Here is a 26,776-nt window from a genome sequence, read left to right on the forward strand (position 1 = left end):
CATGACATCATGCCCGCTGCGCGATCAGGTATAATTCCGGGTTGCTGTATTCACATAAGTGCTGGGGTGCATCCACGGGTGCTTGAAGAATTCCCTCTTTTCAGTGATTTTGCGTGAAACGCTGAGGTCATAGTCTATCATAGCTTTTACTTTTGCTGCAAAGGCCTCTCCCTTCACCAGCAGCCCCAGCTCGAAATCGTGGCAGGCGCTTCTTTCGTTGATATTATATGAGCCGTGGAACACCGCATGCGACCTGTGGTCATAGGTGATTTTCCAATGGGAAAAGCGTTCTGTGGCACTGTAGTCATAAAAAGACACCCCATTGCAAAAAGGGACATACATATTGCTGCGTACGGCTGCACGGTTGGTGGGATGGTCATTGACCTCCAGCGGATTGCAGATCGTAAGATGGCAGGAGCGTTCCGGTCCGAGCCCGCCCAGCCGTTCCCAGAAAGCCTGGTCAATCAGATATGGGTTCACAATGACCGTCTCATCGGCAGCATACGTGATCAAATCCAGATAATACTGCTGAATCAGATTGACCGGGTTTCCGGGAAAGCTCACAAACAGCGTACATTCCTCTGAGCCGAAATCCGTATTGCCTTCGGAACGATAAAATGCATCCTCCGGATCAAAAAAATCCCCTCCGAGCAGAAGCCATCTGGACTGGAACACGGCATTCAGCGGCAGCGCCGCCGCTCCCCGGATACGGAAACAGCCGTCATGCCACTCCTCCTCACGGACCGGAACGCCCATCGGGCGCCCATCCACCTGCACAGAGGCAGAGGCCTCAATCGGTGTAGCAAACGTATATTGATCTCCAATATTCAGACTGCCCACAATAGAGGTGATCCCGTCGATAATCATAAATTTGCGGTGGTCAATTACATTCAGCCCCGTCAGCTCAACGTCCTCCTGCACTTTATCCTGCAGGAACAGGATGCTCTCAGGTATACCCTTAGCCTTCAATTCAGCCCGTCTCCTACTCCACTCCATAGCAGAATAGTAGGAGTGGAAGGTATCCTTTAGCTTCGCTCCCGCTTGCTCCAGCCGGTCCGAGATTTCCGAGAATCTTCCGACCTCCAGGTTATGTCCATACCCCAGGGCAGTGACAGTGTAATTCACCATCAGCCGGACCTGAACCCCGCGATCCAACGCATGCAGCAGCGCTGCCGCAATCCGGTTGCCTGAATCATCATTAAAAAACAGCATGACAGACAGATGAATATAACGCCGGGCCTTGGTGATTTCCTCAAGAAGCATTTCCAGACACTGTGGTCCGTTCACATATGCGTCGACCTGGTTATTACGGGTAGTCCGCGGAGCCAGCGCCCGGAGCTTACCCGAATCCAGCCGGCTGACCTCACCGGCAAGCTGTTCGAGCAGCTGCGTACTGAAACCCGGCAATTCAGTGAGCTGCCGTAACTCTGTGATTACGCCGCCAATTTTCTGTCGGTATGCGCGGGCAGCGCCTCCTTCCAGAGCTGCGGCAATCAATGACGAAACCCGTTCGGACGGGTCAGCAACCGCCCTCAGTGATCCGCCCGAAATATAGTAATTCACTAGATCTATAACATCCTGCTGCAGCTCTTGATCCCATTCTTCGAGGGATACTCTGTTATGGCTATGTATATTCTTCATTGGCAAGTCCTCCATCCTTCTTAAGGTGTATCTAACCGGTTCAGGACCAGCGAACAAATGGCAGGTCTAGTCAGGCTAAGGTTAGATACCCCGGATGGTCCGTCAATAAACGTACCGCACATGCATTTTCCTCACCACCCCATCCTATCGGTATAGAGTAAAATACATTAAATGCTTATATTCGAAACAAACAGGGGAAGTCTCAACAGCCCGTCCGGCTCTTGAAACTCCCCCTTGCTTCGAAGAATGTATTTATTTCATTTCAACCCTGCGATCCGCTTCACTGGATGGCTCAAAATGATTCACCGCAGGAATTCATCTTCCGGTTGCAGATTATTTGCCGGCCGGTTCTCCGTTAAATGCCTTAACGTCCAGCGGAGCGGTCAGGAACTCAGACGCTTTCGCTGCAAATCCGGTGAAGTGAGCACTTGTATTATGGCTGGCTACTGCCTCCATATCGCGCCAGATTTCGATCATGATATAGGTGTTTTCCTGTTCGAAATGATTGTACAGCTCATAAGAGAGGTTACCTTCTTCTTTATGGGTAGCGGCTAACAGCTGCTTCGCCTCAGCCAGGAATTTTTCCTTAAGCGCAGGATTTACTTGCATTACAGCATGAATAATAATCATGGATTAGTCCTCCTAAAAGTTTTGTAAGCATAAACTTAAGTTCTAGCATAGGCTAAGTTCGTGTTAGAAGCGTGGACTTACTTATATGAGCTTACGCCTCTTATTTCCACTGTGCAATGGTGTCGATAGGCAGACGGACGGAGGCGTAACCTTCTTCAGCGGCTTTACCGATGGAGATCAGCATGACTGGAACATAGCGCTCTTTGTCCATACCGAAGACTTCGGCGATCTGATCTTTCTCGAAGCCGCCAATGGCGTTGGTGTCATAGCCGTGGGCACGTGCAGCCAGCATCAGTTGCATAGAGACGAGGCCACCGTCAATCATGATCGTTTCTCTGTTGATATCTGCAGGCAATTTAGCAAAATGCGCACCCAGCGCAGCAAGCTGTCTTTCTTTTACTTCAGCAGGCATCAGTCCGCGCTCTACAGCGGTGCCGTAGATTTCTTCGGCATAATCGAAATTGTTCAAATCTCCGAACACGGCAATCATGGCCGCAGAGGTCTCTACCTGAAGCTGGTTGAACTTGGCGATAGGCGCCAGCTTGGCTTTACCTTCTGCACTTTCAATCACAAGGAACCGCCAAGGCTGCATATTCACCGAGGAAGGTGCCAGCGTGGCTTCGGTAAGGATTTCAGTCATTTCTTCTTTCGAAATTTTGACAGATGTGTCGTATTTACGGATGGAGCGGCGGCCTGTGATAATACTTGTGAAATCATTGGTTCTGGTTGCATTCATGAATAATAAACTCCTTTTATAGTTGGATTATAGTTTATGGCTACAGCAAGTTGATATTATGCTGCAGCCGGACAAGCATATCTGCGAGCAGAGCGCGCTCTGGCTCATCAAAACCGGCGAGCAGACTGCCGATGAAGCGGCTCTTCTCTTCCTTGTACGTACGGATTTTGTCTCTTCCCTGCGCAGTCAGCGAGACCAGGGTCACTCTATTGTCATCGGGATTGTTGCGTCGGGAGACCATACCATTCTCCTCCAGCCCCTTTAGGTGACGGGTGATGGCTGCAGCATCGATGTCTACTTGCTTTTGCAGTGAAATCTGGCTGATCTCAGTAACCTGAAACAGCTCATGAAGCAGACGGAGACGGGTGGGACTTATGCCCGCACAGCGCTCGAAGGTTGGTGTAATGGCTTTGTTCAGCGCCTGCAGCCTTTCAAAGATGCGGTCCTCCTCAGGCAGATGTTCAGTCAAGATTAACCCCCTAACACAAATAGATTGCGCAAAACCTTTTTGACATTCATCACTTTACACCTTTATCCTTGACCCGTCAACTAATAATTTCAATTGCCTTTCAACTTGCCCCGTCTGCCGCTTACCCGTAGAATCAAAGGGTAGTGCTCCACCAAAAAAGGAGGGCTGTTTCATGAAAATCTCCCTGCTTCAGCTCGATATAGCATTTGGCAATCCCCAGGTGAATTATGCTGCCGCAGAACGTAAAATCCGTGAAGCCGCCGCTCAGGGGACGGATTGTGCGGTTCTTCCCGAGCTGTGGACAACTGGATATGATTTAACCCGGCTTGCGGAAATTGCCGACCCTGAGGGGAAGGCCACGAAGGCTTTGATGTCAGGACTGGCCCGCGAGCTCGGTATCCATATTGTGGCCGGCTCCGTCGCCAGCAAGAAGGACAACGGCATAACCAACAGCATGTATGTGTTCAGCCGCACCGGAGCGTTCGCCGGCGAATACAGCAAGCTGCATCTGTTCCGCCTGATGGATGAGCACTTGTATCTGCATCCTGGAGATGCCAAGGGTCTGTTCACTCTGAACGGGACAAGCTGCGCCGGACTGATCTGCTACGATATCCGCTTCCCCGAATGGGTCCGCGCCCACACGGCGCTCGGTGCCGAAGTCCTATTCATCAGCGCCGAATGGCCGCTGCCGCGTCTTGCCCACTGGCGGGCGCTGCTGATCAGCCGGGCGATTGAGAATCAATGTTATGTCGTTGCGTGCAACCGTACAGGAAAAGATCCCGAGAACACCTTTGCCGGCCATTCGATGATCATCGATCCTTGGGGCGAGGTGGTCTGCGAAGCTTCGGAGAACGAGGAAATTCTGAGCGGAGAGATTGATTTGCACAAGGTGCGGGAGGTTCGTGCGCAGATTCCTGTTTTCTCCGACCGGAGACCAGAGCTGTATCTTTGATCCGCCGGCCGATTGTATAGGGCACATCAAGTTGAACTATAGACTGCAAAAAGAAGTGCCGCACCTGCTGAATCTATCAGCAGATGCGGCACTTTTCTGGTCAGCCGGTGATGCATCATTACACCGGCTATGGGGCAGGGCCGGTTCGCTTCGACCGGCCCTGACACAGCTTAGCGGGCGTAGCGTTCACGCAGCACCCGCGCCGCCTCCAGTACACGGATATCGGTGTACTGGAGCTTGTACCCTGCGGCCGCTAGCCCGGCCGCAGGCTGAAGCTTGACGCCGCGCCGGGCCAGGGCCTGGCGGAATCCTTCGGCGAATACATCCGCCGAAGCCGGTCCGCCAAGCTCGCCTAGCGCGGCTAGGGTCTGCGGCATGACGCGCGGATAGTCCAGCGCGTCATCGCCATCCGCGGCGGTATCATAGAAGCCGCGGATCAAATGCCCGCGCTCCAGCCCGGAGCCGGAGACGATCACGAACGCGTGCACGAAGTACGCGCTGCTCTGCCTCCGCTGGGCGATGCCGCAGAATTTGCGGCCGCCGATGGCCAGATCGAAGTCGCCGGGGCAATACGACCCGGCGACCTCGCCTGCCCGGATCTGCGCAGCTGCCTGCGGATGGCTGACCGCAACGGCTTCTGTGATCAGCGAAGCCAGCAGCCGGAAATCATCATGAAAGTCCAGCTTGCCCGGACTTTTGCGGAGCAGCAGCGACACATTGACAATGCCGGCATCCAGCGGCACAGCCGCGCCGCCGGAATGCCGCACCGCTGTACGGTAGCCCTGCTCTTCCAGCGCGGCCATGGCTTCAGCTGCCCGCGGCAGCTTGCTGTCCCGCAGGCCCAATGCCACTCCGCCGGGATGGCTCCACAGATGTACAGACGGTGGAACCAGGCCCGCCCCCACATCCCTGCAGAGCGTCTCCTCGAACGCGAACGGGAGCAACATATCCCCGGCAACCGCCTCATCCGTCTCTTGCATCGTCGCCGCTTCTTCAGCATCTGCTATCCTTCGGGAGCCTGCGCTTTCCGGTGAGGATTCCCTTCCCGCCAAATGCTCAAAGAGCGCCATAACCGGCGGGAGCAAACCCGCAGACGGATGCACCTGCTCAGGCTCAGACTCCTGGAACAGTACCTGCCCCTGCTCCTGCACTCGCTCGTACATATGTCTTTGCTCTACTACTTGCTCCTGCGCTTGACCCCGTTCTTGCCCTTGCCCCTGCTGTTTGTATTCTCCGCTCATCCATAACCCCTCCCGCTGACCATCGCTTTCCTTTTTCGCGTAATTAAGACATCCACACTTACTGGCTTCCTGCAGACTGCCGTCGAACACTCCGTCTTCCTGTACTATTTTACAATACAGGCAATATTCCCATTGTAACCGATCCGGGGTACAGCAGCGAAGCTCCGGGCAGCACCTTCATTTGAAAAAGCAGGATGATAGCGTTATCCTTAAGGTATATGAAGAGCAATCGTCCCGCACCAAAGCTCATGCTATACACAACCCCATAAGGAGTGATGCCGCATGACTGACCTGCTAACCGTGAAAGACCGGCAAATCAGCAAAGCCAGACAATGGGAGCTGGCCCTGAATAAGCTCTATATCAATTTCCGCGATTACAGTAAGGATGCGCTGAAGGAGTTCGGCGATGAAGATACCCACCAGGCCAGAGTGAACTGCCGCAAGCTGCTGACGCTATTGTCCATTCTGGACCCGGAGCATTTGGTGACAGCAGATCTGTACAGCACCTTCAAAGAGGCGCAAAAAAGGCTCGGCAAGGTTAGAGACACCGACGTGCTGATTGAATCCTTCAAGGATCGACGGGAGCAAGCGGAGGAAGCCGGAGAAGCCAAAACGGCTAAGCTGCTCAAGGCTGTTATCCAGTACCAGAGGAACGAGCGGAAGAAGTACCGCAAGAAACTGGGCACCAAACTGCCCAAGCTATGCGGCAAAGCGCTGGACGCCGAGTGGGAGGCATTCCTTAACAGCGATCTCGAAGCACTGGCAGCCAAAAGAGATGCGAATGTCGTCATGCGTGAGCTTGAAGTCGCTTACGAGCAGAAGAAAAAGACCTGCAAAACCTTGTTCAAGGGTCCTGAGGCCGAATCCAAGGAGGCCTTCGATGCGCTGCATGAGCTGCGGATTGCCGCCAAGGAATTGCGTTATACTGCCGGTGCCGCTTCCTTTGCGCTCAACCAGAAATTTCACGCTCATGAGGAAATCTACAAAGACATCCAGGAGCAGCTCGGTACTATTAACGATAAACGGGGATGGCTGGAAGTGATCCAATCCATTGGCCGTGATGAGCTGGGGGTCAGCCGTAAGGTATGGACTGAATTCACGGACAGTCTCACTGCTGAAGTGCTCGAAGCGCTGCACCATAATGAAGTGGTACCGTTCCCATTGAATGCGAAATAACCGCACTTCGTTCCATTTATAATTTTTCCTCACAAGTGGAAACGGCTTCGCCGTCCTTTTAAGGATGGTATCCGTTTCAGCGAGAAATAGAAGGATAATTTATAGCATGAAACATATAAATTCTTATATTTTAACAAAAAGGCAGGAAGCCAAGCATCATGCGGCTTCCTGCCTTTCCTGCGTTTACCGGCTATTCGCGGCAGCAAATTTATCCAGCACGCCCTGATAAGCCGATTTTGGGCGCAGCCCTACCAGCTTTTCCATAGGCTGCCCCCCATTGTATACGATCACGGTAGGGAGTCCCATGACTCCCGCTTCTGCAGCCAGCTCCGGCAGCTCATCGCAATTCACTTTGAGGATCGTGATATTGCTGCCATACTCTTCATCCAGTTCCTCCAGAACCGGCAGAAGACTCCGGCAAGGCGCGCACCATGGTGCTCCGTAATCTACCAGCACAGTTCCACCTTCCTGCAGCTGTCTCCGAACGGTATCTGCGTTCCCGGCATTTATAACAGTCATTGATAACTCCTCCTTATCAGTCTAAGAATTTATTCAGGTTATTCTGATTCCTGCTGCTCCTGCTGTATGGAAGCAATCCGTTCCTCCAAATTCTGCTTGATCTGGTTCAGCTGCAGGAGCTGACGCTCAATATCCTCCAGCTTGCTGCGGTACAGCGGCATCACTTCTGCACAGAAAGCCTCTTTTTTCTTCAGTACACAATTCAGGAAACCGGCGATTTCCTCGGTCGATAAGCCCAGATTCAAATACAGTTTGATCGTCTCCACAGTCTCCACGGACAAGAGCGAATACTCTCGGTATCCATTGGCCTGGCGGAGCGGAGTGATCAAGCCCTGACGTTCATAATATCGCAGAGAACGGATGCTGACACCCGTCCGTGCGGCAAGCTCACCTATTTTCATGGTCTGTTCTCCCCGGGGTTCATGAGAAATGGTCTGTTCTTAGTATAAACCCTGACACCAGTGTCAGGGTCAAGGCTTTTTATCGCCGGGAGCAGCCAAACAACCAAAAAACCAACAGAAGTCTAACGCTCCATTGGTTTTACACAATACATCCATATGATGTTGTTAAATAAGATTAAGGACTACAGTAATCCGGCTGCCCACAGACCGCTCCTTGTAATCATCTGCCGGAACGGCTCTACGGAAAAGGAAGGAAGATGATGGCCCGGCATCAGATACACTACACGCCCCATCCCAAACTCATGACACCAGGCTGCCGCATGATGGGCCCCCTCGTGGAAATACTCGGCCAGCACCGTCGTTTCAAAATAGGGCTGCATGTCAAAATAATACGGCTCGTCCTCGATCACAAAATCAGTAATCCCCTGCATGATCGGATGGCCTGTTGCCGGAACTGTCATGTGAAGCTCGGTGTAGGCCGGATGATGGGTGAAGTGCGCACCCAGCATCACTCCCAGCTCCTGGTTACGCTGTAGTGAGATCCCGTTGTGCACCACCAGCAGTCCGCCGCCGTTAGCCACATAGGAGAGCAATGCCCCGCTCTGTTCAGGAGCTATTTTGTCGTCCGAAAATTCCGTATACGCTATCACAAGCTTGTAAGCCGATAGGCTGTCCGGACTGAGCAATGAGTAATCTTCGGTGGATTTCACGTCCAGCTTCCCGGCAAACAACTCCTCAAACACGCGGTCTACACCGGAGAACGGATGATATTTAACCTCTGTATAGCTTCCCAGCGCCAGTGCCTTCCATTCTGTCACTCTTTCATCCACGCCTTTCTCTTAGCAAGAGTTGTTCTTACCAGGGCCAGGGATTGCCGTCCAGATCAAGATAAGCCGGTTCCATGCCCATATGCGTCTTATGCTCCTGCACGATTCCCATAATTTTGCGGGCGGATTCTTCAGGGGGGATAGGGGCTTCATCATTCATGTCACCGTTCATGTAGGACTGGAGCCAGCCCGGATGAAAAACCATCACCTGGCCCCCCATGACCCGCAGATGATTGTGCAGCAGGGAGGACTGCATATTAAGCGCCGCCTTGGACATACAATAACCGTACATGTTAATCCGCTGATTGCGGCTGATGCTGCCGGCTTCGGAGGAGATGTTCACAATCAGCTTTTGCTTCCCTTGCAGCAGGAGGCCCATCAGCGAATTGCTCACCCGCAGAGAGCCAAGCGTATTCACATTATAAATGCGTGCCATCGCGGTGTCATCCATATCTACCAGCATGGTGGCATCATCCGCGCGGTCAATAATTCCAGCATTGTTGATGATCATATCCAGATGCCCTGTGCGTCCTGCAATAGTTCGTGCCGCGCGCTTTACACTGTCGCTGCTGCCGACATCCAGCGGAACCAGAATTAGCTGTTCCTTATATTTCTCATTGAGTGTTTCCAGCGCTTCCGATTCCTCCAGGTACTGCCCGGCGAAAACCTTATATTTATTCTCCAGAAGCCAGCGCACAAGGAAAAATCCGAGTCCCCGGTCGGCACCGGTAACACAAGCGACCTTTTTCATGGAACGGATCACTCCCTCTTATCAGACATCAATATACATAAATCGCCATATCCCATACACCTTAGCATGGCAATTGTCATTTTTCAACGTCCTCTGCTGGACTATTCCGCCATGCATTCCCTGCTGATTCTTCCTTTTGATTTAATTTTGAACTATGTTACAATCAGGAATATCATTGTTAACAACCGAATTGTTAGCAAAATAAACTACCAGGAGGGTGACCCCCAAATGTCCATACAACAAATCCGCAGTCTTGATGAATTGCATCAATACATTGCACAGCCCGGTAAAAAGCTGCTCTTCAAGCACAGTACCACCTGCCCGATCAGCGCTAAGGCAAATGAAGAATTCCAGGCTTATGTCCAGAGCTCTGGTACTCCCGCTGCTGTGGTTCATGTGATTGAAGACCGTCCGGTCTCCAACCAGATTGCCGAAGATTTCGGCATCAAGCATGAGTCCCCGCAAATCTTCCTGCTGGAAGATGGTGAAGTCCGGTGGAACACCTCCCACTGGAAAATCACCCGCGATGCCCTCAAGGAAGCTGTGAGCCAATGAGCCAGCCTGTAATCATTTATTCCACAGCCAACTGTAGTGACTGCAATCAGGTGAAACAGCTGATGAAGGAGCAGGACATTCCTTTTGAAGTACGGGATGTAATGACCAGCACGGTTTATCAGGAAGAGGTTGAGAAGCTGGGCTTCATGGGCGTTCCTGTTACAGTCTCCGGGGCACATGTCGTTAAAGGGTTCAATCTGCCCGAGCTGAAAGAGCTTATCGCAGCCGCGAAATAAATATACCCGAACGCTGGCAGGAGAATGCCGCGTACGGATTCATTGGTTCACTTGCACAAAAGGGTATCCGGGAGCTGTTTGCCCCTGGATGCCCTTTTGTCTTGCCTAGGAAATGGTCCGCATTCTAAGGCAGAAATAAAAACCGGCGTGCGAATGAGATAATGGGCCAATATGCAGTAAGATATATGGTTTTATCCGTTTATTTCCTTCGAATTATCCGATTTCAACGTGAAATTGGCGCAGCAACTCCCTTTTCCTTTTTTACAAAGACCTCCCCGAAGCAGTATGATTCGTTTTGAAAGTAATTCATGAAAAATTACATGAACGCTGAATTCCCGGCACACGGGAAACGGGGGAACCACCGGGCCACAAGGCCTTATTGGGGTGAATCCTAAGGAGACTGCAGAAGTGCGGTCTCACAAGGTAGGGCGACTCTCACCGTCCGAATCCGACAGCTAACCTCGTAAGCGTATAGAGAGAGATCTTAACCCGCCAAGCTTAAGCGCCAGGTTTATTTAAGCCTGTACCGAAGCCGCAGCAGAGGTTCTCCTCTGCTGCGGCTTTTTTGCATAATTATTTAAACTGATAAAGATTTCATATTATGAAAGGAACGTGAGATCATGCCAGACCCAGTATCGCTTCAGCCCGCTTCCGAAGCCCGGTTTGCGGAGTATGTTCAGAAATACAGCAGGAACGTCTGTGCACTCAGCAGCCTGCTGCTCGGGCAGGGTACCGGGGCAGAGGAGGCTACGATAAAGACCTTCGCAGCGCTCTATGAGCTTTACCTGAAAAAGAGCTTGAACCCGCAAACCTTCTCCCTTGAAGCCTACCGTGAGTGCATACAGCAATGCTCCCGGCTTGCGCAAGCCCAAAAGCCTTGCTATGCAAATGTGCTGTCCTGGGAACATCAGCTTGTACAAGCGCTCCGGTATGGTATGGTGCTCCCCCTGCCCGAAATCAGCACCATTCTCCAGAGAAGTGTGCCCGACCTTAAGGCGCAGCTCAGACAGGTGCGCGAACAAATGGCGGCGCAGGAGATCTTACTGCCGAAATCCAGTTTAACCGCCGGATGAGGAGCGGGAGCGTTCAGCTTTTAACGTCATATATTCAGGTATTCAGGCAAAAGAGCTGCGGCATCCTGCCACAGCTCTCTCTATTTGCCTAGCGCTTGCCTTTGCCTCCCTTGGCGAACCTCAAGAAAGCCATGCAGCAGCCTAATAATCCGATACCCAGCATTAATGTCTGCAACGCTCCGAGCCAGGTTGAGCCTTCCGGCCGGATCAGGCTGCTGATGATAATCAGCAGGATCGAAGCCGCTACCAGCAAAGGCGTTCGTTTTTTCTTCATGAATAGTACCACTCCTTACTTATAAGGTACACCATAAGGCGTGGTTTCGCCAGAACGGCAATGATGAAGTTCTTAATTTGCAATATATTCAAAAAAATCAAAATCAGCATAATGCTGATGCTTCACACGATCCGCACAGGTCAAGCCAACAAAAGAACCTGTAAACTCACCATACTTGCTATATTCATCCGAGAACTTGGTAGTATCAAAGTCCTGTCCTATTCTTTCATATACTTTGCCGTCAACACTCCATTCAAACCAGCTTTTGCGTCCTCTGATATTTAGGCGCAAGTAAAGCGGAACGTCATTTACGGGAATTCTGGTATCCACTAATTCGGCCTTGTCCCCATTCTCCAAATGAATAATGGATAATGCACTTTGGCCCAACGTTTCACTATAGTATTTTCTTAAATTGATGTAGTTCATATTATCATAATACAAAATCAATCCTGCACTATGCTGATGCACTTCCGGCAGAAATTCCATTTTGGTTGTCACCGTTGTATATATGGATGTCAGTTTTCTGGCTAATATGCTTGCCTTGTTAAGTGATGTTCTGGATTCCTGCCCGCGAATTCTTACATAGCCCGGACGTGATTTTACATCTGCAAAGCTTTCTGGCATTATTCTCGGCGCATAATATTGTATGCCTAATTCTCCAGCTTCAAAATCATCGAAGGCCGGAATTTCATTCACCGGATGTTCTGGCAATTTGCTCTCAGGAACAAATTCCTTAGCCAGATTCGTTCCGTCCTCCATCCTCAGCCAACCGTCTGCGGTCCACTTCATTTTCTGTATGGCTGTCTCACGTCCCAGCGTACAGCGCAGCTCCGGCACGAACGGTCTTGCACAAAGATGTACCAGATACACTTCACCGAGCTGAGTTTCCACATAGCTTCCATGTCCTGATTTTTGCAGCACCGAATCCGGATTGAAATATTTAGGCTTCAAATGATCCGGGTCATGCCTCTCGTAGAACTCACCCGGTATGGAGGTCACGATCGGATTCATCGGGTCCTTCTCATAAGGCCCACACACACTGCTGGCCCGCCCCATAGTTACGCTATGTCCATAACCGGTACCGCCTTCGGCACACATCATATAATAATAATCTCCACGCTTGGTAAGATGCGGCGCCTCGATGCACCCTCTGTCAGTGCCACCTGTCCAGATTCTCTTAGGATAACCAACTACTTCTTTCTTCTCCGGTGAGTACTCTACCAGACAGATTGCTCCCGGCTTTTCATATCCTTCTCGGGTCTCCCAGTCCAAGGATACAATCCATTTTCGTCCGTCACTGTCGTGCAGGATCGACGCATCAAAACCGGCCGAATGCAAATAAACCGGCTCACTCCACGGTCCCTTGATGTCTTTCGCCGTGATAAGGAAATTATCCACATCAAAATAACGGGCATTCATGGAGTTCATCACCCCAAATACGACATAAAACAAATCCTCTTCTGCACAGTAAGTTAGGGAAGGAGCCCATATCCCTTTGGCGGACGGCAGTTTTTTCAGATCAACCTTATTGTCGTCAGTAAGCACATGAGCGTATAGCTCCCAGTTCTTCAGATCCTTTGAATGATACACCGGAATCCCTGGAAACCATTCAAAGGATGATACGGCAAGGTAATAATCGTCCTCTTTTCTACAAATACAAGGGTCTGGATTAAATCCGGGAAGTATTGGGTTTCTTATCATTTTGTTACCTCCAATCGTACACTCAGGACTCCACTGGAAACCAGCCGAGACTTACACATTTCCCCAAATCCCAGCTATCCCAACCGATCCACCCCGGCTCATTGACCGTATCCAGCAGCAATTTATAGTTCCAGTAAAAATGACCGATGCCTTTTTTCCACGCTTCCAATTGCACTTTGGCAACCTGGCTGTACAGTTCTTTTCGGCTCGCGGCACTTAAACGGTCCTCGCCCGATTTGACTCCATTCACAGGCGACAATCCCCCTGCTGTATCGACTCCGACCCCATACGAATTGAACAAACTCCATTCCCCGCAAATCATCGGGAAGTATTCCGCCATTTCCTCGATATCCTTGAACAAGTACTCCTGAACATATTTGACATAGCCCTCTGGCGATTGTTCACAGCCGTACACCTCTGCCATCATCAGATATTGATGCGTATCGAGCACTACGTTTTTAAATTCGGTCTCTCTCATGAAGTCCTTCCACACTTTAAGCTCAAAGCCATCATGAATAACGATAACCTTGTCTTCTGGAAGATAACGGCGCATTCTCCGATAAGCCTCCACATAAAATCCGCGCAGAAAATCCAGTGAGACTGGCGCACTGCCAGCGGCCATTTCTGCATCTACCGGTTTATAACGTTTTTGAACATCCATTGCCTTCCAGGTTTTCTCTGTAATAGGCTCATTCACAATCTCTATTCCCCAAAGACTGGAATGTGTTCCATATCGCTCAGATAGCTTTTCTAATAACTGCAGTGTGAATTCTACGCTCTCAGGCTGCTGCGCCCATTTGCATACCCCGGAGATTCCTCCATTGTCAAAGCCATTCTGGCTTCCCGGAACCGTATGAAGATCAATTAATACCTTTAGCTCATATTTTTCTGCCCATCCAAAGGCTTTATCAAGCTCTTCCACACAACCAATGAAAGGAGGACAATCTCCCATAATAAAATAGGGGATGGGTATACGTACCGCATTCATTCCAAAAGAACGGATGGTTGCAAAATCCCGCTCCGTGATATATTCGTGACGATGTATTTTAATTCTGGCCTCATATACTTCTTTAGACAGTTGAGTCGGCAGGTAATACTCATCCTCCGCTGTAGTCCCTTCAAAAAGCCCAGGACTCATCCATTTTTCCAGTACTAACCAATTCCCAAGATTAACACCATTGATATACATAGGTGGTCTCCCCTCTGCTTTGCTAATTTCGTATTATGAGGTTATTTTATTTGGAAGCGCACACATCTTATATCACATATTCCGGTTTTTTATCATATATCTCAGATATTATTTTTGATACACTACTCTTGAGCGGGAGGAGGAGCTGTTTCGTATGAATACAAATGGTGTAGAAAGACACTTCTCTGATATTCTGTTTCAGAATCAGGAAGCCGGGAAGATGCATAATCCATACGATCAGGAAGTGCGGGAACTCAGCAGCATCCGTAATGGTGATCTAGAACAATTGGAAAAAAGTCTGACCGAGAGTTTCAAGGGCCATTATGGTGTTCTTGCCAAGGATAAGCTTCGATCCACAAAAAATATAACTATTGTTGTCATCACACTCGCAAGTCGTGCCGCTATTGAAGGTGGCCTCTCTCCTGAGATTGCTTACTCTCTTAGTGACAGCTATATCTATAAAATTGAAGAATTATCAGACCCTCAAACCATACTTCGTTTGTGCCGCAAAGCAGAGTATGAGTATACCCGGATGGTTCATGACCTGAAAGAACAAAGGAAGGGTAAGTTCAAAAAGAAGAGCAATAACCCTCGGATCGAAGAATGTAAAAATTATATTTTCAAGCATCTTCATGAAAAAATTCATATCACAGAGATCGCACGGGAATTGAAGACGAATGCCAATTATTTGGCAGAACTATTTAGTCAAAGTGAAGGAATAACCATCAGAGACTTCATTATTCAGGAAAAAGTGAATTTGGCGCGAAATCTTCTGATTTATTCGAAGCACTCCTACAGTGAGATTGCAACCAATCTGGGTTTTTGTTCCCAAAGCCATTTTGGTAAAAATTTTAAAAACGTAACGCAGCTCACACCTAAACAATATCGCGAAGCTTATGGTGTTAAGGATTGAACAAGCAGAGAGGGCCCCTCTTCCTATACAGGTAGAGAAGCCCTTCTCGTTAAGTTGTTGGGACTATAACGAACTAATAATCTCAGAGACACTTTGGGATTTAATGCGCTTGAGCGATTTGATCACGGAGATTGCAGTTATCAGCAAGATCACAAGGAATATCAGACCGATTTGCGTACCCGGAAACTTCCACAGGATATCATACGATGAAAGTGAAAATGCAATGAGTGCCTTTTGCAACGCAATACCGGCAATACAGCCAATCAGACATCCGGTCATACTGTAAGTAGCGGCTTCCATGAGCACCATTCTGCCAAGCTGCCCGCCTGACATTCCGATAGCCCGCATAACCCCTAAGTATCTGGTTTTGGACGCTACGCTTGTGTTCATAGTATTAATGATATTCAGCATGCTGATCAAGGCTATGACCAGCACAAAACCATATAGAAAGACCGCCATCGTAAAGAAGGTCTGGTTCACCTCCGCATTTTGCTGGCGCGCATCATACACGGTAATGGAGCTGCTGACCAGGCTTTTTATCTCATTAAACGCTTCCTCCTGCCCGGACTTTCGAAGCTGGATGTCAATCGCTTTGTAAGATTCTTCGCCGGTAAGATCCTTAAACAGCTGTTCCGTTGTGATAAAGTTTGTCATGGATAAAACAGAATCATTGAAGGGGACGGTGCGCAGAATTCCCATAACGGTCATTTCTTTCGTTCCGTTTGGAGTTTCAATAGTAACCTTATCTCCAAGCTGAAACGAGGTCGTTTCCGTCGCTATATTGTTCCTTAGATTTCTTGCCACAGCAATAACGCCGTTGTGCTCATTTAACTTTTCTTCTGACAGCTCACCCTTGAGCAAGTCCGTATTGGCCCAATGGAGCTGGTTGTGGTCATATGAAATCAGCCATGATTTCTCTGGCGCGTCAAACTGCCCATTGTCCTTTGTCGGGATGCCACCCATACTTTCCTTGTAGCTGTCCGTCAGTCTGGAAGCATCGAAGGTGGCGTTCACATAACTGAACATCCTTCCGTAGACCGCCTTTGTCCCATCCACTTTGCGCAAAGCGTTGAAAAGGCTGCTGTCCATACCTTGTTCTGAGGTAAGCGTAACGTCCGCTGTGTAAGGCTTGGATGTTTTCATGGAGGTGTTCAGAAAATCAATAAAAACCTGAAAACCCAAAAACATCACGATGCTGATAGCAATGGAACAGGACATCAGAAACAAGGTTTTCTTCTTAACCACTGCATTGTTGATGCCCATTGCAGTTTCCACATGAAACAGTTTTGTTAGGAGCCCCTGCTTTTTCTTCTTGGAAACCTTTAGGTCGTTACTTCCCGTTACTGCAAGGACAGGGGATACCTTTGCTGCTTTTTTGGCCGGCATCAGGGAAGCAATATACACGGTTAGGAATCCTACAAATATTCCGGCCGCCACTCCTCCAGGGCTGAACTGGAAAAGAGGTATTTCTCCAAAAAGACTTTTATTGTAAAATTTAAGAAGGGCAGTACACAAAAATGTGATCAATACTCCGGCACCTAGGCCAATAGGAAGCGCCCGCAGTGTAATTTGCAGACCTTCACGCCTTACCAGTTTTTTGATTTGAGACTGTGATGCACCGATGCACCGCAAAAGTCCGAATTGCTGAATTCTCTCCATAACGGAAATATTGAAGGTATTATAAATCATCATAACGCCAGCAATCAGAACGATGCAGAACAAAATACCCCCGGTTATATACAATCCCGAAGCCTTATCAGTGCTACTTTGTCCCATGGCCGCAAGCAGATATTCATTGCGGACAATCTGGTTATCCGCTAGGCCCAGGGTGCTCTGTATGGCCTTTTGCGCTTCGTTGACATTTACCCCGTTTTTAAATTCAATATAGAATCTGTCCTCTTTTTCTGTATTGACCGCTTTGGCACCAGAAATGGATATAAGAGCTACCGGCTTATTTTTCGCTTTTGTATTGGGGTAATCCTTGATAATACCACTGAGCAAAAATGACTTATCCGTTTTGTCCCCAAAGGCAACTTGTACCCTATCGCCTAAATTGAGCCCTAGGTTTTCCGCCGCCCATTCTTCCAGCATCATTTCATTCTCGGCAGCCGGAAATTTACCTTCCACAAGGCTTATATTCAAATTGGGAGCGATGCTCTTCTCGATTGCGTCTATCCTGCATACTTTCCCGTTCAGGCTTCCATCTTTAAAAAATGTCCATACGCCGGAATGTTTAACATCAATCCGTCCGCGAATGGTTTCCTCTTGTTCATCCGTGACACCCATGAGTCCAATATGGTAATTGCCATGATCGTGAATCACCTGCATCTTTTCATATTGCAGAAACACATCAAGCATAGAGAAGATTCCAGTAATTAGTGCTACCGATATAGAGACACTGATAACAACCAATCGGGTTTTCTTTTTATGTGCCGATAAGTATTTCGCAACGAGAGAAAGGTAGCTTGTCAACGGTGTTCACCTCCAAGCTCTGTTACAATGCCGTCCTCCACATTCAGAATGCGGTCCGCAAAGCTTGCAAAGCTCGGGTTATGGGTAATCATCACAAGCGTCTGATGGTACCTTTCAACAGACAGCTTCAACAAATTGATGACATCCCGGCTGTTTTTGCTATCCAGATTCCCGGTCGGTTCGTCTGCAAGAATCATGGCGGGCTTTGTCGCAAGCGCACGTCCAATGGCTACACGTTGCTGTTGTCCACCGGAAAGCTGGTTGGGAAGGTGATGTTTTCGCTGGGTAAGCCCTAGAATTTCAAGTAGTTCATCTATGTACTTTCTGTCCGGTTTCCGGTAATCCAAAAGCAGAGGCAGGATGATGTTCTCCTCCACATTCAGTTCCGGGACCAAATTGTATGCCTGAAAGATAAACCCGATGTTTCGTCTGCGAAACACAGACAGCTCCTTTTCTTTCATGGTAAAAACATCTTTACCGTCTAACAGCACCTTGCCGGAAGTAGGTGCGTCTAGCGCACCGAGTAGATTTAACAGGGTACTCTTGCCCGAACCGGACGGTCCGACAATGGCGACGAATTCTCCCTTTTCCACGGAAAACGACACGTTTTTTACAGCGTCCACCTTTGCTTCGCCAGTTCCATAGGTTTTGCATAAATTTCGGGTTGATAGCAGCTCCAATATAAACACCTCACCTTTCATTATAATGAGATGCTAACAGCCTGACCTTACACTCAGGTGAATTAGACCTTACAGATTTGAAAGCTTTGGAAACGCAAGATGAAAGACGGTACCTTTCCCTAATTCACTTTCGACGGTAATGGAACCCCCATGGTTTTCAATAATTGCTTTTGCAAGGGTAAGTCCAATACCAATTCCATGCTTGTCTTTGGAGAAGCGGCTTCTGTAAAAACGCTTAAAGATAGAGTGAATATCTTCAGGATGAATCCCTTTTCCATCGTCCCTAATCGTTATTTCGGTTAAAATAGGTGTTTCTTCGCAGCGGACGACGATTTTGCTTCCTGCATCTGTGTGTTCCAGTGCATTTTTGAGGATGTTGCTGACCGCTTCCAGTAACCATTCTTGATCATAGTTCATCACAATGTTCTCATCACAATCCAGCCGAATGGTCTTGTCTTCCAGTTCCGCACGGGTGCGAAAGCCTTTTATCGCATCCTCCAAAAATTCCAGGAGATTGTTATTGCATTTCTCTAACACAATTGAGCCTGTATCCAATCTTGCCAGCTTGAGCAGATTCTGAATCAGCATTTCCATCCGGCTTAATTCGCGCTCACTTTTGGATGCAAATTCATCCACAACTTCATTCCCGGCTTGCTCATTCTGAATAATCTCGTTATACATTTTCAGGGCAGCAAGTGGTGTCTTTAATTGATGGGATATATCGGAGATCGTATTCTTTAGAAACTCCCGTCCCTGCTTTTCATTACCAATATGAGTGGTGAGGGAGGTGGCCATTCCATTTACCGATGTAAACAGTTGCGCAAGGCTTCCTTCCTCCCGGTCATCTAAACGTATGCGAATATTTCCATCCATAAAGGTGCGAATATCATCGTTTGCTTTTTCTATTTTTTGATTCAGCCGCCGTAAGAACAACAGCGGAGCAGCCAGTATGACCAACGCAAAAAATACAGAGAAAATAAGAAATAGCGTTAAGTGTTTGTTATGAAAATCCCGTATCTCCGAAATCAGGTGTGTTTGCGTATCTGCGGTATATCCTGCTGCTTGAAGCAAGGCATGTCCTGATTGCGTTTGGCTGCCTGTCCTGTTGTCTGTAAAAGCTTTTGCAATCTGTGCCCGTTCTGATCCATTCTCCAGTAAGTAACCCGCGACACTGTAATCATGCTCAATCATATTTTGCTTGTAATGATCTGAGATGATTTGCATAAAGAATAATCCGAAACCCATAAATAGCAGCAGAATTACTATGTACGTAAAAAACAGGCTTTTTGTAGCTCTATCTGCAAGAATCTTCATATCCATCCCTCACTTTGCAACATGCCATTTGTAGCCTAGCCGCCGTACTGTCAGCAGAAATATTGGACTTTCGGGATTATTTTCAATTTTGCTGCGTAGTCTTCGAACATAGACCGATAGGGTGTTATCATCTACAAAACTGCTGTCTGTGTCCCAAAGCCTGTCCAAAATAACCTCTCTTGTCAAGACTGCATTTGGATTTTGCATCATAAGGCATAACAATCTGTATTCCGCTGTTGTAAGTTCAACTTCAATATCATCCTTGAAAACCCGGTTTTCTGCCAGCCGGACGGTAATGCCATTAGAAGCAAGCTCTACCTGCATTGAATCAGATAATTTTGCCCGGCGTAGAAGTGCATTGATCCTTGCAAACAGTTCATTGAGTTTAAAAGGCTTGGTGATATAATCATCTGCCCCCATATCCAGCCCCTTGACGATATTCACTTCTTCATCCGAAGCGGTCAGGAAGATAATCGGCACTGATGATGATTGCCGGACCCTTTTACATATTTCGTACCCGCTGCCATCGGGCAGGGTCAAATCAAGAATCAGCAAATCATGGCTTTGCTTCTCAATGATCATGCATGCCTCCCGCACTGTTCTTGCAATATCAACATGAAATCCGTTCTTTTTCAACGAAAATTCCAGACCGTCAATCAGGCTTAAATCATCCTCAACTAATAAAATGTTGTTCATCTGCAGCCCTCCCTTTCTTGAAAAAAAGGTAAGGCTTACTCCTGATTTAGGAATAGGCCTTACCGTCACTCTTTTTGTGTGGGCAACCACTATATAATCGAGAATAAACACCCAAACACCTTGATTTTATCAACGTTTCTCTGAATTATCGTTGTAATTTCTATGACAAACCTTCAGATTATATATGGCATTAGTATGTCCTGCGCGTGACAACATCACGTATTACCCACATTTATATTATTTTTTCACTTAAATCTTGTAAGCCTTCATCGCTTTTCTGATCTCTTTGATGCTTGGGCGTTTGCCGTACATCAGCACACCGGTGCGGTAGATCTTGGCGGCGAGCCAGCCCAGTCCAAATGTGGTCACGAGCAAGATGATGAGTGATATGGCAATCTCCCAGAAGGCCACGTCCCCTATACCGATGCGCAGCAGCATGCTGAGCGGTGAAGTGATGGGCACAAAGCTTGCCACCTTGATAAGCATAGTATTAGGAGCTGAGATGCTGAACAACGGAATGTAAAAGGCCACAAAGGTACACATCATTACCGGCATCACGGCCTGGCCCAGATCCTCCGTGCGGCTCACAATGGAGCCTACAGCAGCATACATCAGAGCATACAGGAAGAAGCCCAGCACATAAAGGATAAGTCCGTATACCAGAATGCCATAATTCAATTGTCCAAGATCCAGGTCAAAATCAGACAATATACTGGCGTTATGCGGAAGCATCAGATTGATGGCGATACTTGCTGAGATAACGGCAATCTGCATCAGGCCCACCAGGAAGATCCCGATCACCTTGCCGAACATTTGCGTTAACGGCGAAGCGCTGGTAATCAGAATCTCCATGATGCGGGAGCTTTTCTCTGAGGTAACTTCTGCCGAAATCATATTCCCGGTCATGGTAATCGACATGAAGAAGAGGATCAGAAGCACATAGACGATAACATAATTGATAGCAGGCTTCGATTTATCCGCTGCTCCGCCGTCCGTTCCATCCGTACTGAGCTGCTGGGTACCGATAGACACCGGCGCGAACATCGCCGCTACCTGCTCCCCAGTCAGCTTATCACCGGCGATCAGCTGAGTATTGATCTGTTGCAGTGCAGTCTGAAGGTAAGTCTGCAAATCTCCATCCAGCTCTCCATCCTTGCTGTGGTAGGTTACTGGAGGGACGCCTTCGGAGCCTTTGGCATCAAAGGTAAGGTAGCCTTCGATTTTATCGTCATCCAATCCCTGCTTCAGGGCAGCATCATCCGCCGAGGTAAAGGCCTTGAAAGCCACGGTGTCCGTATCTTCATCTGCATCAGCTTTCGGAGCTGCAGGCGGTGCATACGCCAGCAAGAGTTCTGCGGCACGGTTCCCCTGTTCAGCCACAACACCGATCTGTGTGTTCTTCGCCCCATCGTCACCTTGGAACACCTTAATGAAGTATGGCACGTTCATACCGATGCTGAGCAGCAGCACCAGAATCAATGTTGTAATCATGAAGGATTTGGTTCTCACTTTATTTTTGAAGGTAAAGCTGATAATTGTCCCCATCTTATTCATGAGATTCACCCACCGCTCTGATAAAGATTTGGTTCAAGGTTGGTTCCTTGATTTCAAAATGCTCAATTTCACTTGCCGCCATCGCATGCTGGAGAATACGCTGTGCTGCACCGATCTCGCTGATGGAGAGCACATAACCCCGCTCCTGCTTCTGCACCGCGCTAACCCCAGGAATCTGATCCAGTCCGCTTACTTCTCCCACCGTCCTCAGCACAACTTCTTCGCGCGGGTAACCCTTCTTGATCTCACGAATGTCACCTTGCACTACTGTATTGGAACGGTCGAGAATTGTGATATTACGGCACAGCTCCTCCACATGCTCCATCCGGTGGGTGGAGAACAGAATGCTCGTACCCTGGTCACGCAACTCCCTTACGGTATCCTTAAGCAGTTCCACGTTGACAGGATCCAGGCCGCTGAAAGCCTCGTCCAGGACCAGAATTTGCGGTTTGTGGACAACTGCGGCGATAAAGCCCATTTTTTGCTGATTGCCTTTGGACAGCTCTTCAATCTTCTTATTGTAATAATCCGGAACGTCGAAGCGGTCCAGCCAGAAGCGGAGGCTCTTGTCCGCATCACTTGCTGACATACCGCGCAGCCGGGCCAGATAGATAATCTGATCACTAACCTTGACCTTCGGGTACAACCCGCGTTCCTCCGGGAGATATCCCATCAGATGCTGCAGCTCATCATTGAACGTCTTGCCGTTATACAGGATCTTGCCTTCATCGGGATAGATTAGTCCAAGCACCATGCGCATCGTCGTTGTTTTTCCGGCGCCGTTGGCTCCGAGCAGTCCATAGATCTCACCTTGCTCCACCTTCAGGCTGATTCCGTTTACTGCGGTCTTCTCTCCATACTGCTTCACTACCTGTTCCAGCTTCAAAGCTTCCATTCTTCTAATCTCCTCTCTCCTGGTCAATCAGAATCGGGCGATGCCCCTGTGTCCATAAGCTTAGGATCTCATCCAGCTCGAGCATCCGGCTCTTGATAACCTTTACGCCTAAATCCTGGATACGTTTCTCATTCTTCTGGGCTTGTGGGGTAACGAGTGAAGCCACACCCGGTGTCTGCATACCAAAATGCAATGCTCCCGGCAGCTCCTCCGCAAGCTCCCCCAGTTCCTCTTCGTTCTCCACCTGAACCCAAAGCTCACTCCAGGAACCGAATAGGCTGTCCTTTTCGGCCATTCCAAGCAGATTGCCTTGATGCATCAGCACAATATAATCTGCGAGCCGCCGCACTTCTTCAATAATATGGGTGGAAATCACCACGGTAGCACCGGTATCATCCATATATTTGCGCAGCGTCTCAATCATGGCCTTCCAGGCAAAAGGGTCCAGTCCCGAGGAGGGCTCATCCAGCAGGAGCAGCTGCGGGCGGGATGCCAGGGCTGCAGCAATCTCGAACTTACGGCGCTCTCCCTTGGACATCTTACCCAGCTTCGCACCCTGCGGCACTTCAAATTTCACCAGCAGTTCCTCGAAATATCCCTGGTCCCAATCCGGATACCAGTGGCGGCGGAATTCGGCAGCCTCTCCGGCACTCCAGAACTTTTCTTCCACTTCTGAGGTTTCCGGCACGTAGGCTATGCACTGGCGAAGCGACAGCGGCAACCCGTCCGGATAAGGCTGCCCTAACCAGCGGATCTCTCCCTCATCGGGGAATGTCAGCTGCAGAAGCATGTGCAGCAGTGTGCTTTTGCCGGACCCATTCTGGCCCACTAGTGCGGTAATATAGCCTTGCGGGAGATTCAGATTAAGCGGCCCTATCGTCTTGCCCCGCCGTCGTTTCTTGCTCACATTACGCAGTTCTATGGCCTGCTGTACCATTGAACGACTCCACCTTTCATTCCTGTGATCCATATTTGTGCTTCACAATTTCCCGAAACAGTTCGATCAGCTCCGCTTCAGAGCATTGTACTGACAAGCCGACATCCACTGCACTTTCCAGCGCCTTGCGGATAGCCTCCTTCTTATATCCCTCCATCGCCCCTTCACCCACATGGGAGACAAAGGTACCTGTACCCTGTCTGGTACGCAGCAGACCCTCGGCCTCCAGATCCTGATAGACACGGCGCACCGTGATCACGCTGCATTTCAGGTCACCGGCAAATTCCCGGATCGACGGCAGAAGTGTTCCCTCGATGATGGTTCCGCTGATAATCAGCGATTTGAGCTGGGTTTCAATCTGGTGGTACAGCGGCTCAGCGCTATTCTCGTTAATTTGTATCGGTATCCACATGATTCACACCCGCTTTCCACGCTCCGGCCACCCGGAGATCCTCCTTGTCCTTCAGCCCCCTCATACAAGATCACGGCTCTTCAGCCGATAGATGGTCCATTTGGAAAACAACTGCACGGATACGGTTCCCAGCAGCAGCGTTGACCACATCAGCGGGGAGGCGAAACCCCATTCCTTCGCATTTTGTAAGCTGTAAAGGAACAGATTCCCTCCGAACTCCCAGACCAGCAGAGCCGCACCCATGCACAGCAACACAATGAGCATGAGAAGACAGAAATAGGTTTTACCGCTAACCAGCAATTCAATAAAAATGTACAGCCCCGACATCACAAGTGCGAACCCCGTCCAAATTAATGCAAAGGAGAGATAAGCGGGAATAGTAAGCTCGCTTCGAATCTGTCCGCTCATAGCATAAATAAGCCCGAAGAGGAGCACCCCGTTCAGAGAAAGGGAGAAGAAGGTATGCAGCTTTCTCTTACACAGAATCACAGCCGCCGGAACCGGGAGACTGCGCATATAAGCGAGCATCCGGGTATACGAGTCCTCACTTAAATACTTCATTGTACGCCTGGAGAAAGTGATGCCAAGCATTGGCGTCATTGTCAGCAGCAGGATATCTGCCAGCACCTTACCGTCTCCCGACTCCAGTACATCATCCAGAATCATTCCGCTAAATATGGAAATATAGCCCATAAAAACAATGGCGAAGACCAGTGCCCACAACAGCTTCAGTTTGTCGGCCCGAAAGTCCCCCCGGACAATAATCAAGGCATCTCTTATCGTTGTCATCAACTTTAACCTCACTTTATGGTCAGTAGCATGGTGTGCATCAATTAGCATCTGAGTGTGCTTACTGTGTGCTTACTGTGTATATCTATATACACAGTATATGCCCTTCATTTTCCAGTGTCAACCCAAAGTTATAACTGTCTCCTTCCCGAATTTGAACAAGGTTTGCCACCTCCCGTTCATAAAGGCAGTAAACTGGACTTTGGCAACCCCTGCACTTATGCTACGCTAATAATTACAACTGCTTTACTGCATCTGGAAGTTATGACATACATGCACTATAGAACGTGAACTTGAGAATGTTAGGCTCATCATTGCGTAATGCCTTGTTATTCAAGGTGGTTCCACAATGGTCGTTATCCATTCTCAAGTTCATCTTATATGGAGGTTATTCTTATGATTGAGGATCAATGGTTTACCGTTCAATCCATCGATGAAACCACCTTCGCCATCAGCGAATATGGACACTGGGAGAAGGTTCATTCCTTTCTCCTCCTGGGACGGGACCGGGCGGCTCTGATTGACACCGGGCTGGGAATCGGCAATATAAGAAGCATCACAGACCGGCTGACGGATCTGCCTATAGATGTGCTGACTACGCATGTGCATACAGACCATATCGGAAGCCACGGGGAATTCGAACGGATTTTTGTGCATGAGGGAGATCAGGACTGGCTTGTCCATGGCATCAAGGGCTTATCGCTTGAGCAGATCCGCAGGGATATCGGCAGAGATATCAGCAAGCCGGTGCCGGAGGGCTTTGATCCGCGAAGCTATTCTCCCTTTCAGGGTAAGCCAGCGGGGTTATTGAAGGACGGAGATTCCGTCGAACTTGGCGGCAGAACATTAACTGTATATCATACTCCAGGCCATTCTCCGGGACATCTTGCCTTTTATGATCAGATGAACGGCTATTTGTTCACAGGTGACCTGCTATACAACGGGACTCCGATCTATGCCTTTTATCCTTCCACTAGCCCTGTGGATTTGGTACAATCCCTGGAGAGAATTGCGGGAATTGGGGGAGTACGGAAGATATTTGGTTCGCATAACCTACTAGGACTAGAGCCGGAGATTCTGGGCGAGGTACAGCATGCAGTTCAAATGTTGCGGGAGAACGATCTGATCAAATTTGGCACAGGTATTCATACATTTAATGGCTTCAGCATACAGTTCTAATCCTTCCCGGCCTAAGCAAAAAGGCCTGTACCCTGCATTCCTAGGAAGGATGCAGCAGTACAGGCCGATTCTTACTTCAATTAAACCCCCAAATGGCATCCCATACAGGCTTCGTATGTCCGCCAGGATAAAATATGTACAGCAGCACATATACCGCTACTCCTGTAATGGCTGTTATGAACCAGATCACCGCGGTCACTCTGCCCCATTTCCGGTGCTTGGCATACTGAGCCTTGAAGCCGAGTGTAAGCGTGGTAATCCCAAATACGGCTGCCACCGTTGCCAGTACAATATGAAAAATCAGAAAAATGTGGTACAACAGCGACAGACTATCCGGACCGCCCCACGAAGTATTGCCTACAAACACCGTTCTTGACATATATACGATGAAAAACAGTACAGCAGCGACAGCGGCGGCAATCATCGTCTTCTTGTGCGCTTCGCGTTTGCCTTTAATAATTTGTCTCCAGCCAATAGCCACCAGTACCGCACTGATCACGATGAAAGATGTGCTGATCGTCGGAAACACTGTAAAAATATCCATGATTATCCTCCTCGGTGCTC

At 48.9% G+C, this 26,776-nt stretch carries 29 protein-coding genes and 1 riboswitch; of the genes, 7 read left to right on the top strand and 22 right to left on the bottom strand.

Going from position 1 to position 26,776, the window contains the following annotated elements; all coding sequences use genetic code 11:
• Positions 1-24: 24 nt before the first annotated feature.
• The 4 genes from ACTJKB_RS24515 to ACTJKB_RS24530 all read right to left on the bottom strand — a co-directional run bounded on the left by ACTJKB_RS24515 (position 25) and on the right by ACTJKB_RS24530 (position 3,476).
• Positions 25-1,641 (bottom strand): phospholipase D-like domain-containing protein, encoded by a 1,617-nt coding sequence (locus ACTJKB_RS24515; RefSeq protein WP_440836963.1) that lies wholly within the window; start codon positions 1,639-1,641, stop codon positions 25-27.
• Between the two features lie 333 nt (positions 1,642-1,974).
• A complete protein-coding gene (locus tag ACTJKB_RS24520) occupies positions 1,975-2,271 on the bottom strand; it encodes a putative quinol monooxygenase (RefSeq protein WP_440836964.1) in 297 nt (98 codons plus the stop codon).
• 100 nt (positions 2,272-2,371) lie between these two features.
• Positions 2,372-3,007, bottom strand: coding sequence for a nitroreductase family protein (locus ACTJKB_RS24525; RefSeq protein WP_074109901.1), 636 nt, complete (start codon positions 3,005-3,007; stop codon positions 2,372-2,374).
• Positions 3,008-3,047: 40 nt separating this feature from the next.
• Positions 3,048-3,476, bottom strand: a complete 429-nt coding sequence (locus ACTJKB_RS24530; protein WP_074086783.1) for a MarR family winged helix-turn-helix transcriptional regulator — start codon at positions 3,474-3,476, stop codon at positions 3,048-3,050.
• Positions 3,477-3,648: 172 nt separating this feature from the next.
• Here ACTJKB_RS24530 and ACTJKB_RS24535 point away from each other — a divergent pair, with 172 nt between their 5' ends.
• Positions 3,649-4,428: a carbon-nitrogen family hydrolase gene (locus ACTJKB_RS24535; RefSeq protein ID WP_440836965.1), complete on the top strand. Its 780-nt coding sequence runs from the start codon at positions 3,649-3,651 to the stop codon at positions 4,426-4,428.
• Between the two features lie 170 nt (positions 4,429-4,598).
• Here the strand turns inward: ACTJKB_RS24535 and ACTJKB_RS24540 are convergent, their stop codons facing one another.
• Positions 4,599-5,669 (bottom strand): lipoate--protein ligase family protein, encoded by a 1,071-nt coding sequence (locus ACTJKB_RS24540; protein ID WP_440836966.1) that lies wholly within the window; start codon positions 5,667-5,669, stop codon positions 4,599-4,601.
• Positions 5,670-5,951: 282 nt separating this feature from the next.
• Here ACTJKB_RS24540 and ACTJKB_RS24545 point away from each other — a divergent pair, with 282 nt between their 5' ends.
• Positions 5,952-6,845: a CHAD domain-containing protein gene (locus ACTJKB_RS24545; protein ID WP_440836967.1), complete on the top strand. Its 894-nt coding sequence runs from the start codon at positions 5,952-5,954 to the stop codon at positions 6,843-6,845.
• 183 nt (positions 6,846-7,028) lie between these two features.
• On the opposite strand, the gene ACTJKB_RS24550 is transcribed toward ACTJKB_RS24545, so the two are convergent.
• From ACTJKB_RS24550 to ACTJKB_RS24565, 4 genes are all read right to left on the bottom strand, one after another.
• The gene (locus ACTJKB_RS24550; protein WP_440836968.1) at positions 7,029-7,364 is read right to left on the bottom strand and encodes a thioredoxin family protein; all 336 of its coding nucleotides are present in this window, start codon (positions 7,362-7,364) and stop codon (positions 7,029-7,031) included.
• A gap of 38 nt (positions 7,365-7,402) precedes the next feature.
• Positions 7,403-7,765 carry a MerR family transcriptional regulator gene (locus ACTJKB_RS24555; protein ID WP_074086779.1) on the bottom strand — a complete coding sequence of 121 codons (363 nt, stop codon included), beginning with the start codon at positions 7,763-7,765 and terminating at the stop codon, positions 7,403-7,405.
• Positions 7,766-7,947: 182 nt separating this feature from the next.
• The gene (locus tag ACTJKB_RS24560; RefSeq protein ID WP_440836969.1) at positions 7,948-8,595 is read right to left on the bottom strand and encodes a ThuA domain-containing protein; all 648 of its coding nucleotides are present in this window, start codon (positions 8,593-8,595) and stop codon (positions 7,948-7,950) included.
• Positions 8,596-8,620: 25 nt separating this feature from the next.
• Positions 8,621-9,343, bottom strand: a complete 723-nt coding sequence (locus tag ACTJKB_RS24565; protein WP_440836970.1) for an SDR family NAD(P)-dependent oxidoreductase — start codon at positions 9,341-9,343, stop codon at positions 8,621-8,623.
• Between the two features lie 228 nt (positions 9,344-9,571).
• Between ACTJKB_RS24565 and ytxJ the strand changes: the two genes are divergently transcribed.
• The 3 genes from ytxJ to ACTJKB_RS24580 all read left to right on the top strand — a co-directional run bounded on the left by ytxJ (position 9,572) and on the right by ACTJKB_RS24580 (position 11,207).
• Positions 9,572-9,898 (top strand): bacillithiol system redox-active protein YtxJ, encoded by a 327-nt coding sequence (gene ytxJ / locus ACTJKB_RS24570; RefSeq protein WP_074107282.1) that lies wholly within the window; start codon positions 9,572-9,574, stop codon positions 9,896-9,898.
• Entirely contained in the window at positions 9,895-10,134 is a 240-nt protein-coding gene (locus ACTJKB_RS24575) for a glutaredoxin family protein (RefSeq protein WP_074109909.1), read from the top strand. The genes ytxJ and ACTJKB_RS24575 overlap by 4 nt, the downstream gene beginning before the upstream one ends.
• 315 nt (positions 10,135-10,449) lie before the next feature.
• Positions 10,450-10,620, top strand: a riboswitch (cyclic di-AMP (ydaO/yuaA leader).
• A gap of 134 nt (positions 10,621-10,754) precedes the next feature.
• Entirely contained in the window at positions 10,755-11,207 is a 453-nt protein-coding gene (locus ACTJKB_RS24580; RefSeq protein ID WP_440836971.1) for a hypothetical protein, read from the top strand.
• An 88-nt stretch (positions 11,208-11,295) separates the two neighbouring features.
• Here the strand turns inward: ACTJKB_RS24580 and ACTJKB_RS24585 are convergent, their stop codons facing one another.
• The 3 genes from ACTJKB_RS24585 to ACTJKB_RS24595 form a co-directional block, all read right to left on the bottom strand.
• Positions 11,296-11,481 carry a hypothetical protein gene (locus ACTJKB_RS24585; protein ID WP_074109911.1) on the bottom strand — a complete coding sequence of 62 codons (186 nt, stop codon included), beginning with the start codon at positions 11,479-11,481 and terminating at the stop codon, positions 11,296-11,298.
• 72 nt (positions 11,482-11,553) lie between these two features.
• Positions 11,554-13,182 carry a glycoside hydrolase family 43 protein gene (locus tag ACTJKB_RS24590; protein WP_440836972.1) on the bottom strand — a complete coding sequence of 543 codons (1,629 nt, stop codon included), beginning with the start codon at positions 13,180-13,182 and terminating at the stop codon, positions 11,554-11,556.
• A 22-nt stretch (positions 13,183-13,204) separates the two neighbouring features.
• The gene (locus ACTJKB_RS24595) at positions 13,205-14,371 is read right to left on the bottom strand and encodes a glycoside hydrolase family 5 protein (protein ID WP_440836973.1); all 1,167 of its coding nucleotides are present in this window, start codon (positions 14,369-14,371) and stop codon (positions 13,205-13,207) included.
• 154 nt (positions 14,372-14,525) lie between these two features.
• Between ACTJKB_RS24595 and ACTJKB_RS24600 the strand changes: the two genes are divergently transcribed.
• Positions 14,526-15,284 (top strand): helix-turn-helix domain-containing protein, encoded by a 759-nt coding sequence (locus tag ACTJKB_RS24600; protein WP_440836974.1) that lies wholly within the window; start codon positions 14,526-14,528, stop codon positions 15,282-15,284.
• A 63-nt stretch (positions 15,285-15,347) separates the two neighbouring features.
• Here ACTJKB_RS24600 and ACTJKB_RS24605 read toward each other — a convergent pair whose 3' ends face one another.
• The 9 genes from ACTJKB_RS24605 to ACTJKB_RS24645 all read right to left on the bottom strand — a co-directional run bounded on the left by ACTJKB_RS24605 (position 15,348) and on the right by ACTJKB_RS24645 (position 25,033).
• Complete coding sequence (locus ACTJKB_RS24605; RefSeq protein ID WP_440836975.1) at positions 15,348-17,756, bottom strand: ABC transporter permease; 2,409 nt, start codon at positions 17,754-17,756, stop codon at positions 15,348-15,350.
• Positions 17,753-18,436 carry an ABC transporter ATP-binding protein gene (locus ACTJKB_RS24610; RefSeq protein ID WP_440837076.1) on the bottom strand — a complete coding sequence of 228 codons (684 nt, stop codon included), beginning with the start codon at positions 18,434-18,436 and terminating at the stop codon, positions 17,753-17,755. Before ACTJKB_RS24610 ends, ACTJKB_RS24605 begins: the two co-directional genes overlap by 4 nt.
• Before the next feature lie 69 nt (positions 18,437-18,505).
• Positions 18,506-19,756, bottom strand: coding sequence for a sensor histidine kinase (locus tag ACTJKB_RS24615; protein ID WP_440836976.1), 1,251 nt, complete (start codon positions 19,754-19,756; stop codon positions 18,506-18,508).
• A 3-nt stretch (positions 19,757-19,759) separates the two neighbouring features.
• Positions 19,760-20,446 carry a response regulator transcription factor gene (locus tag ACTJKB_RS24620; protein WP_440836978.1) on the bottom strand — a complete coding sequence of 229 codons (687 nt, stop codon included), beginning with the start codon at positions 20,444-20,446 and terminating at the stop codon, positions 19,760-19,762.
• Positions 20,447-20,695: 249 nt separating this feature from the next.
• The gene (locus tag ACTJKB_RS24625; RefSeq protein WP_440836980.1) at positions 20,696-22,000 is read right to left on the bottom strand and encodes an ABC transporter permease; all 1,305 of its coding nucleotides are present in this window, start codon (positions 21,998-22,000) and stop codon (positions 20,696-20,698) included.
• Complete coding sequence (locus ACTJKB_RS24630) at positions 21,993-22,895, bottom strand: ABC transporter ATP-binding protein (protein ID WP_440836981.1); 903 nt, start codon at positions 22,893-22,895, stop codon at positions 21,993-21,995. The genes ACTJKB_RS24625 and ACTJKB_RS24630 overlap by 8 nt, the downstream gene beginning before the upstream one ends.
• Before the next feature lie 4 nt (positions 22,896-22,899).
• On the bottom strand, positions 22,900-23,832 hold the full coding sequence (locus ACTJKB_RS24635; RefSeq protein WP_440836982.1) for an ABC transporter ATP-binding protein: 933 nt from the start codon (positions 23,830-23,832) through the stop codon (positions 22,900-22,902).
• A 16-nt stretch (positions 23,833-23,848) separates the two neighbouring features.
• Positions 23,849-24,244, bottom strand: a complete 396-nt coding sequence (locus ACTJKB_RS24640; protein ID WP_440836983.1) for a GntR family transcriptional regulator — start codon at positions 24,242-24,244, stop codon at positions 23,849-23,851.
• A gap of 60 nt (positions 24,245-24,304) precedes the next feature.
• The gene (locus ACTJKB_RS24645) at positions 24,305-25,033 is read right to left on the bottom strand and encodes a hypothetical protein (RefSeq protein WP_440836984.1); all 729 of its coding nucleotides are present in this window, start codon (positions 25,031-25,033) and stop codon (positions 24,305-24,307) included.
• Positions 25,034-25,429: 396 nt separating this feature from the next.
• Between ACTJKB_RS24645 and ACTJKB_RS24650 the strand changes: the two genes are divergently transcribed.
• Positions 25,430-26,212: an MBL fold metallo-hydrolase gene (locus ACTJKB_RS24650; protein ID WP_440836985.1), complete on the top strand. Its 783-nt coding sequence runs from the start codon at positions 25,430-25,432 to the stop codon at positions 26,210-26,212.
• Positions 26,213-26,288: 76 nt separating this feature from the next.
• On the opposite strand, the gene ACTJKB_RS24655 is transcribed toward ACTJKB_RS24650, so the two are convergent.
• Complete coding sequence (locus tag ACTJKB_RS24655; protein WP_440836986.1) at positions 26,289-26,756, bottom strand: DUF420 domain-containing protein; 468 nt, start codon at positions 26,754-26,756, stop codon at positions 26,289-26,291.
• Positions 26,757-26,776 lie beyond the last annotated feature (20 nt).

The organism is Paenibacillus sp. 22594 (genome assembly GCF_052044425.1).
GTDB lineage: Bacteria > Bacillota > Bacilli > Paenibacillales > Paenibacillaceae > Paenibacillus_AQ.

Bases quoted from the DNA above. Each gene is read 5' to 3' on its own strand.
- ACTJKB_RS24515 (WP_440836963.1), bottom strand. From the start codon at position 1,641: ATGAAGAATATACATAGCCATAACAGAGTATCCCTCGAAGAATGGGAT.
- ACTJKB_RS24520 (WP_440836964.1), bottom strand. From the start codon at position 2,271: ATGATTATTATTCATGCTGTAATGCAAGTAAATCCTGCGCTTAAGGAA.
- ACTJKB_RS24525 (WP_074109901.1), bottom strand. From the start codon at position 3,007: ATGAATGCAACCAGAACCAATGATTTCACAAGTATTATCACAGGCCGC.
- ACTJKB_RS24535 (WP_440836965.1), top strand. From the start codon at position 3,649: ATGAAAATCTCCCTGCTTCAGCTCGATATAGCATTTGGCAATCCCCAG.
- ACTJKB_RS24540 (WP_440836966.1), bottom strand. From the start codon at position 5,669: ATGAGCGGAGAATACAAACAGCAGGGGCAAGGGCAAGAACGGGGTCAA.
- ACTJKB_RS24545 (WP_440836967.1), top strand. From the start codon at position 5,952: ATGACTGACCTGCTAACCGTGAAAGACCGGCAAATCAGCAAAGCCAGA.
- ACTJKB_RS24550 (WP_440836968.1), bottom strand. From the start codon at position 7,364: ATGACTGTTATAAATGCCGGGAACGCAGATACCGTTCGGAGACAGCTG.
- ACTJKB_RS24555 (WP_074086779.1), bottom strand. From the start codon at position 7,765: ATGAAAATAGGTGAGCTTGCCGCACGGACGGGTGTCAGCATCCGTTCT.
- ACTJKB_RS24565 (WP_440836970.1), bottom strand. From the start codon at position 9,343: ATGAAAAAGGTCGCTTGTGTTACCGGTGCCGACCGGGGACTCGGATTT.
- ytxJ (WP_074107282.1), top strand. From the start codon at position 9,572: ATGTCCATACAACAAATCCGCAGTCTTGATGAATTGCATCAATACATT.
- ACTJKB_RS24575 (WP_074109909.1), top strand. From the start codon at position 9,895: ATGAGCCAGCCTGTAATCATTTATTCCACAGCCAACTGTAGTGACTGC.
- ACTJKB_RS24580 (WP_440836971.1), top strand. From the start codon at position 10,755: ATGCCAGACCCAGTATCGCTTCAGCCCGCTTCCGAAGCCCGGTTTGCG.
- ACTJKB_RS24585 (WP_074109911.1), bottom strand. From the start codon at position 11,481: ATGAAGAAAAAACGAACGCCTTTGCTGGTAGCGGCTTCGATCCTGCTG.
- ACTJKB_RS24590 (WP_440836972.1), bottom strand. From the start codon at position 13,182: ATGATAAGAAACCCAATACTTCCCGGATTTAATCCAGACCCTTGTATT.
- ACTJKB_RS24595 (WP_440836973.1), bottom strand. From the start codon at position 14,371: ATGTATATCAATGGTGTTAATCTTGGGAATTGGTTAGTACTGGAAAAA.
- ACTJKB_RS24600 (WP_440836974.1), top strand. From the start codon at position 14,526: ATGAATACAAATGGTGTAGAAAGACACTTCTCTGATATTCTGTTTCAG.
- ACTJKB_RS24615 (WP_440836976.1), bottom strand. From the start codon at position 19,756: ATGGATATGAAGATTCTTGCAGATAGAGCTACAAAAAGCCTGTTTTTT.
- ACTJKB_RS24620 (WP_440836978.1), bottom strand. From the start codon at position 20,446: ATGAACAACATTTTATTAGTTGAGGATGATTTAAGCCTGATTGACGGT.
- ACTJKB_RS24625 (WP_440836980.1), bottom strand. From the start codon at position 22,000: ATGAATAAGATGGGGACAATTATCAGCTTTACCTTCAAAAATAAAGTG.
- ACTJKB_RS24630 (WP_440836981.1), bottom strand. From the start codon at position 22,895: ATGGAAGCTTTGAAGCTGGAACAGGTAGTGAAGCAGTATGGAGAGAAG.
- ACTJKB_RS24635 (WP_440836982.1), bottom strand. From the start codon at position 23,832: ATGGTACAGCAGGCCATAGAACTGCGTAATGTGAGCAAGAAACGACGG.
- ACTJKB_RS24640 (WP_440836983.1), bottom strand. From the start codon at position 24,244: ATGTGGATACCGATACAAATTAACGAGAATAGCGCTGAGCCGCTGTAC.
- ACTJKB_RS24645 (WP_440836984.1), bottom strand. From the start codon at position 25,033: ATGACAACGATAAGAGATGCCTTGATTATTGTCCGGGGGGACTTTCGG.
- ACTJKB_RS24650 (WP_440836985.1), top strand. From the start codon at position 25,430: ATGATTGAGGATCAATGGTTTACCGTTCAATCCATCGATGAAACCACC.
- ACTJKB_RS24655 (WP_440836986.1), bottom strand. From the start codon at position 26,756: ATGGATATTTTTACAGTGTTTCCGACGATCAGCACATCTTTCATCGTG.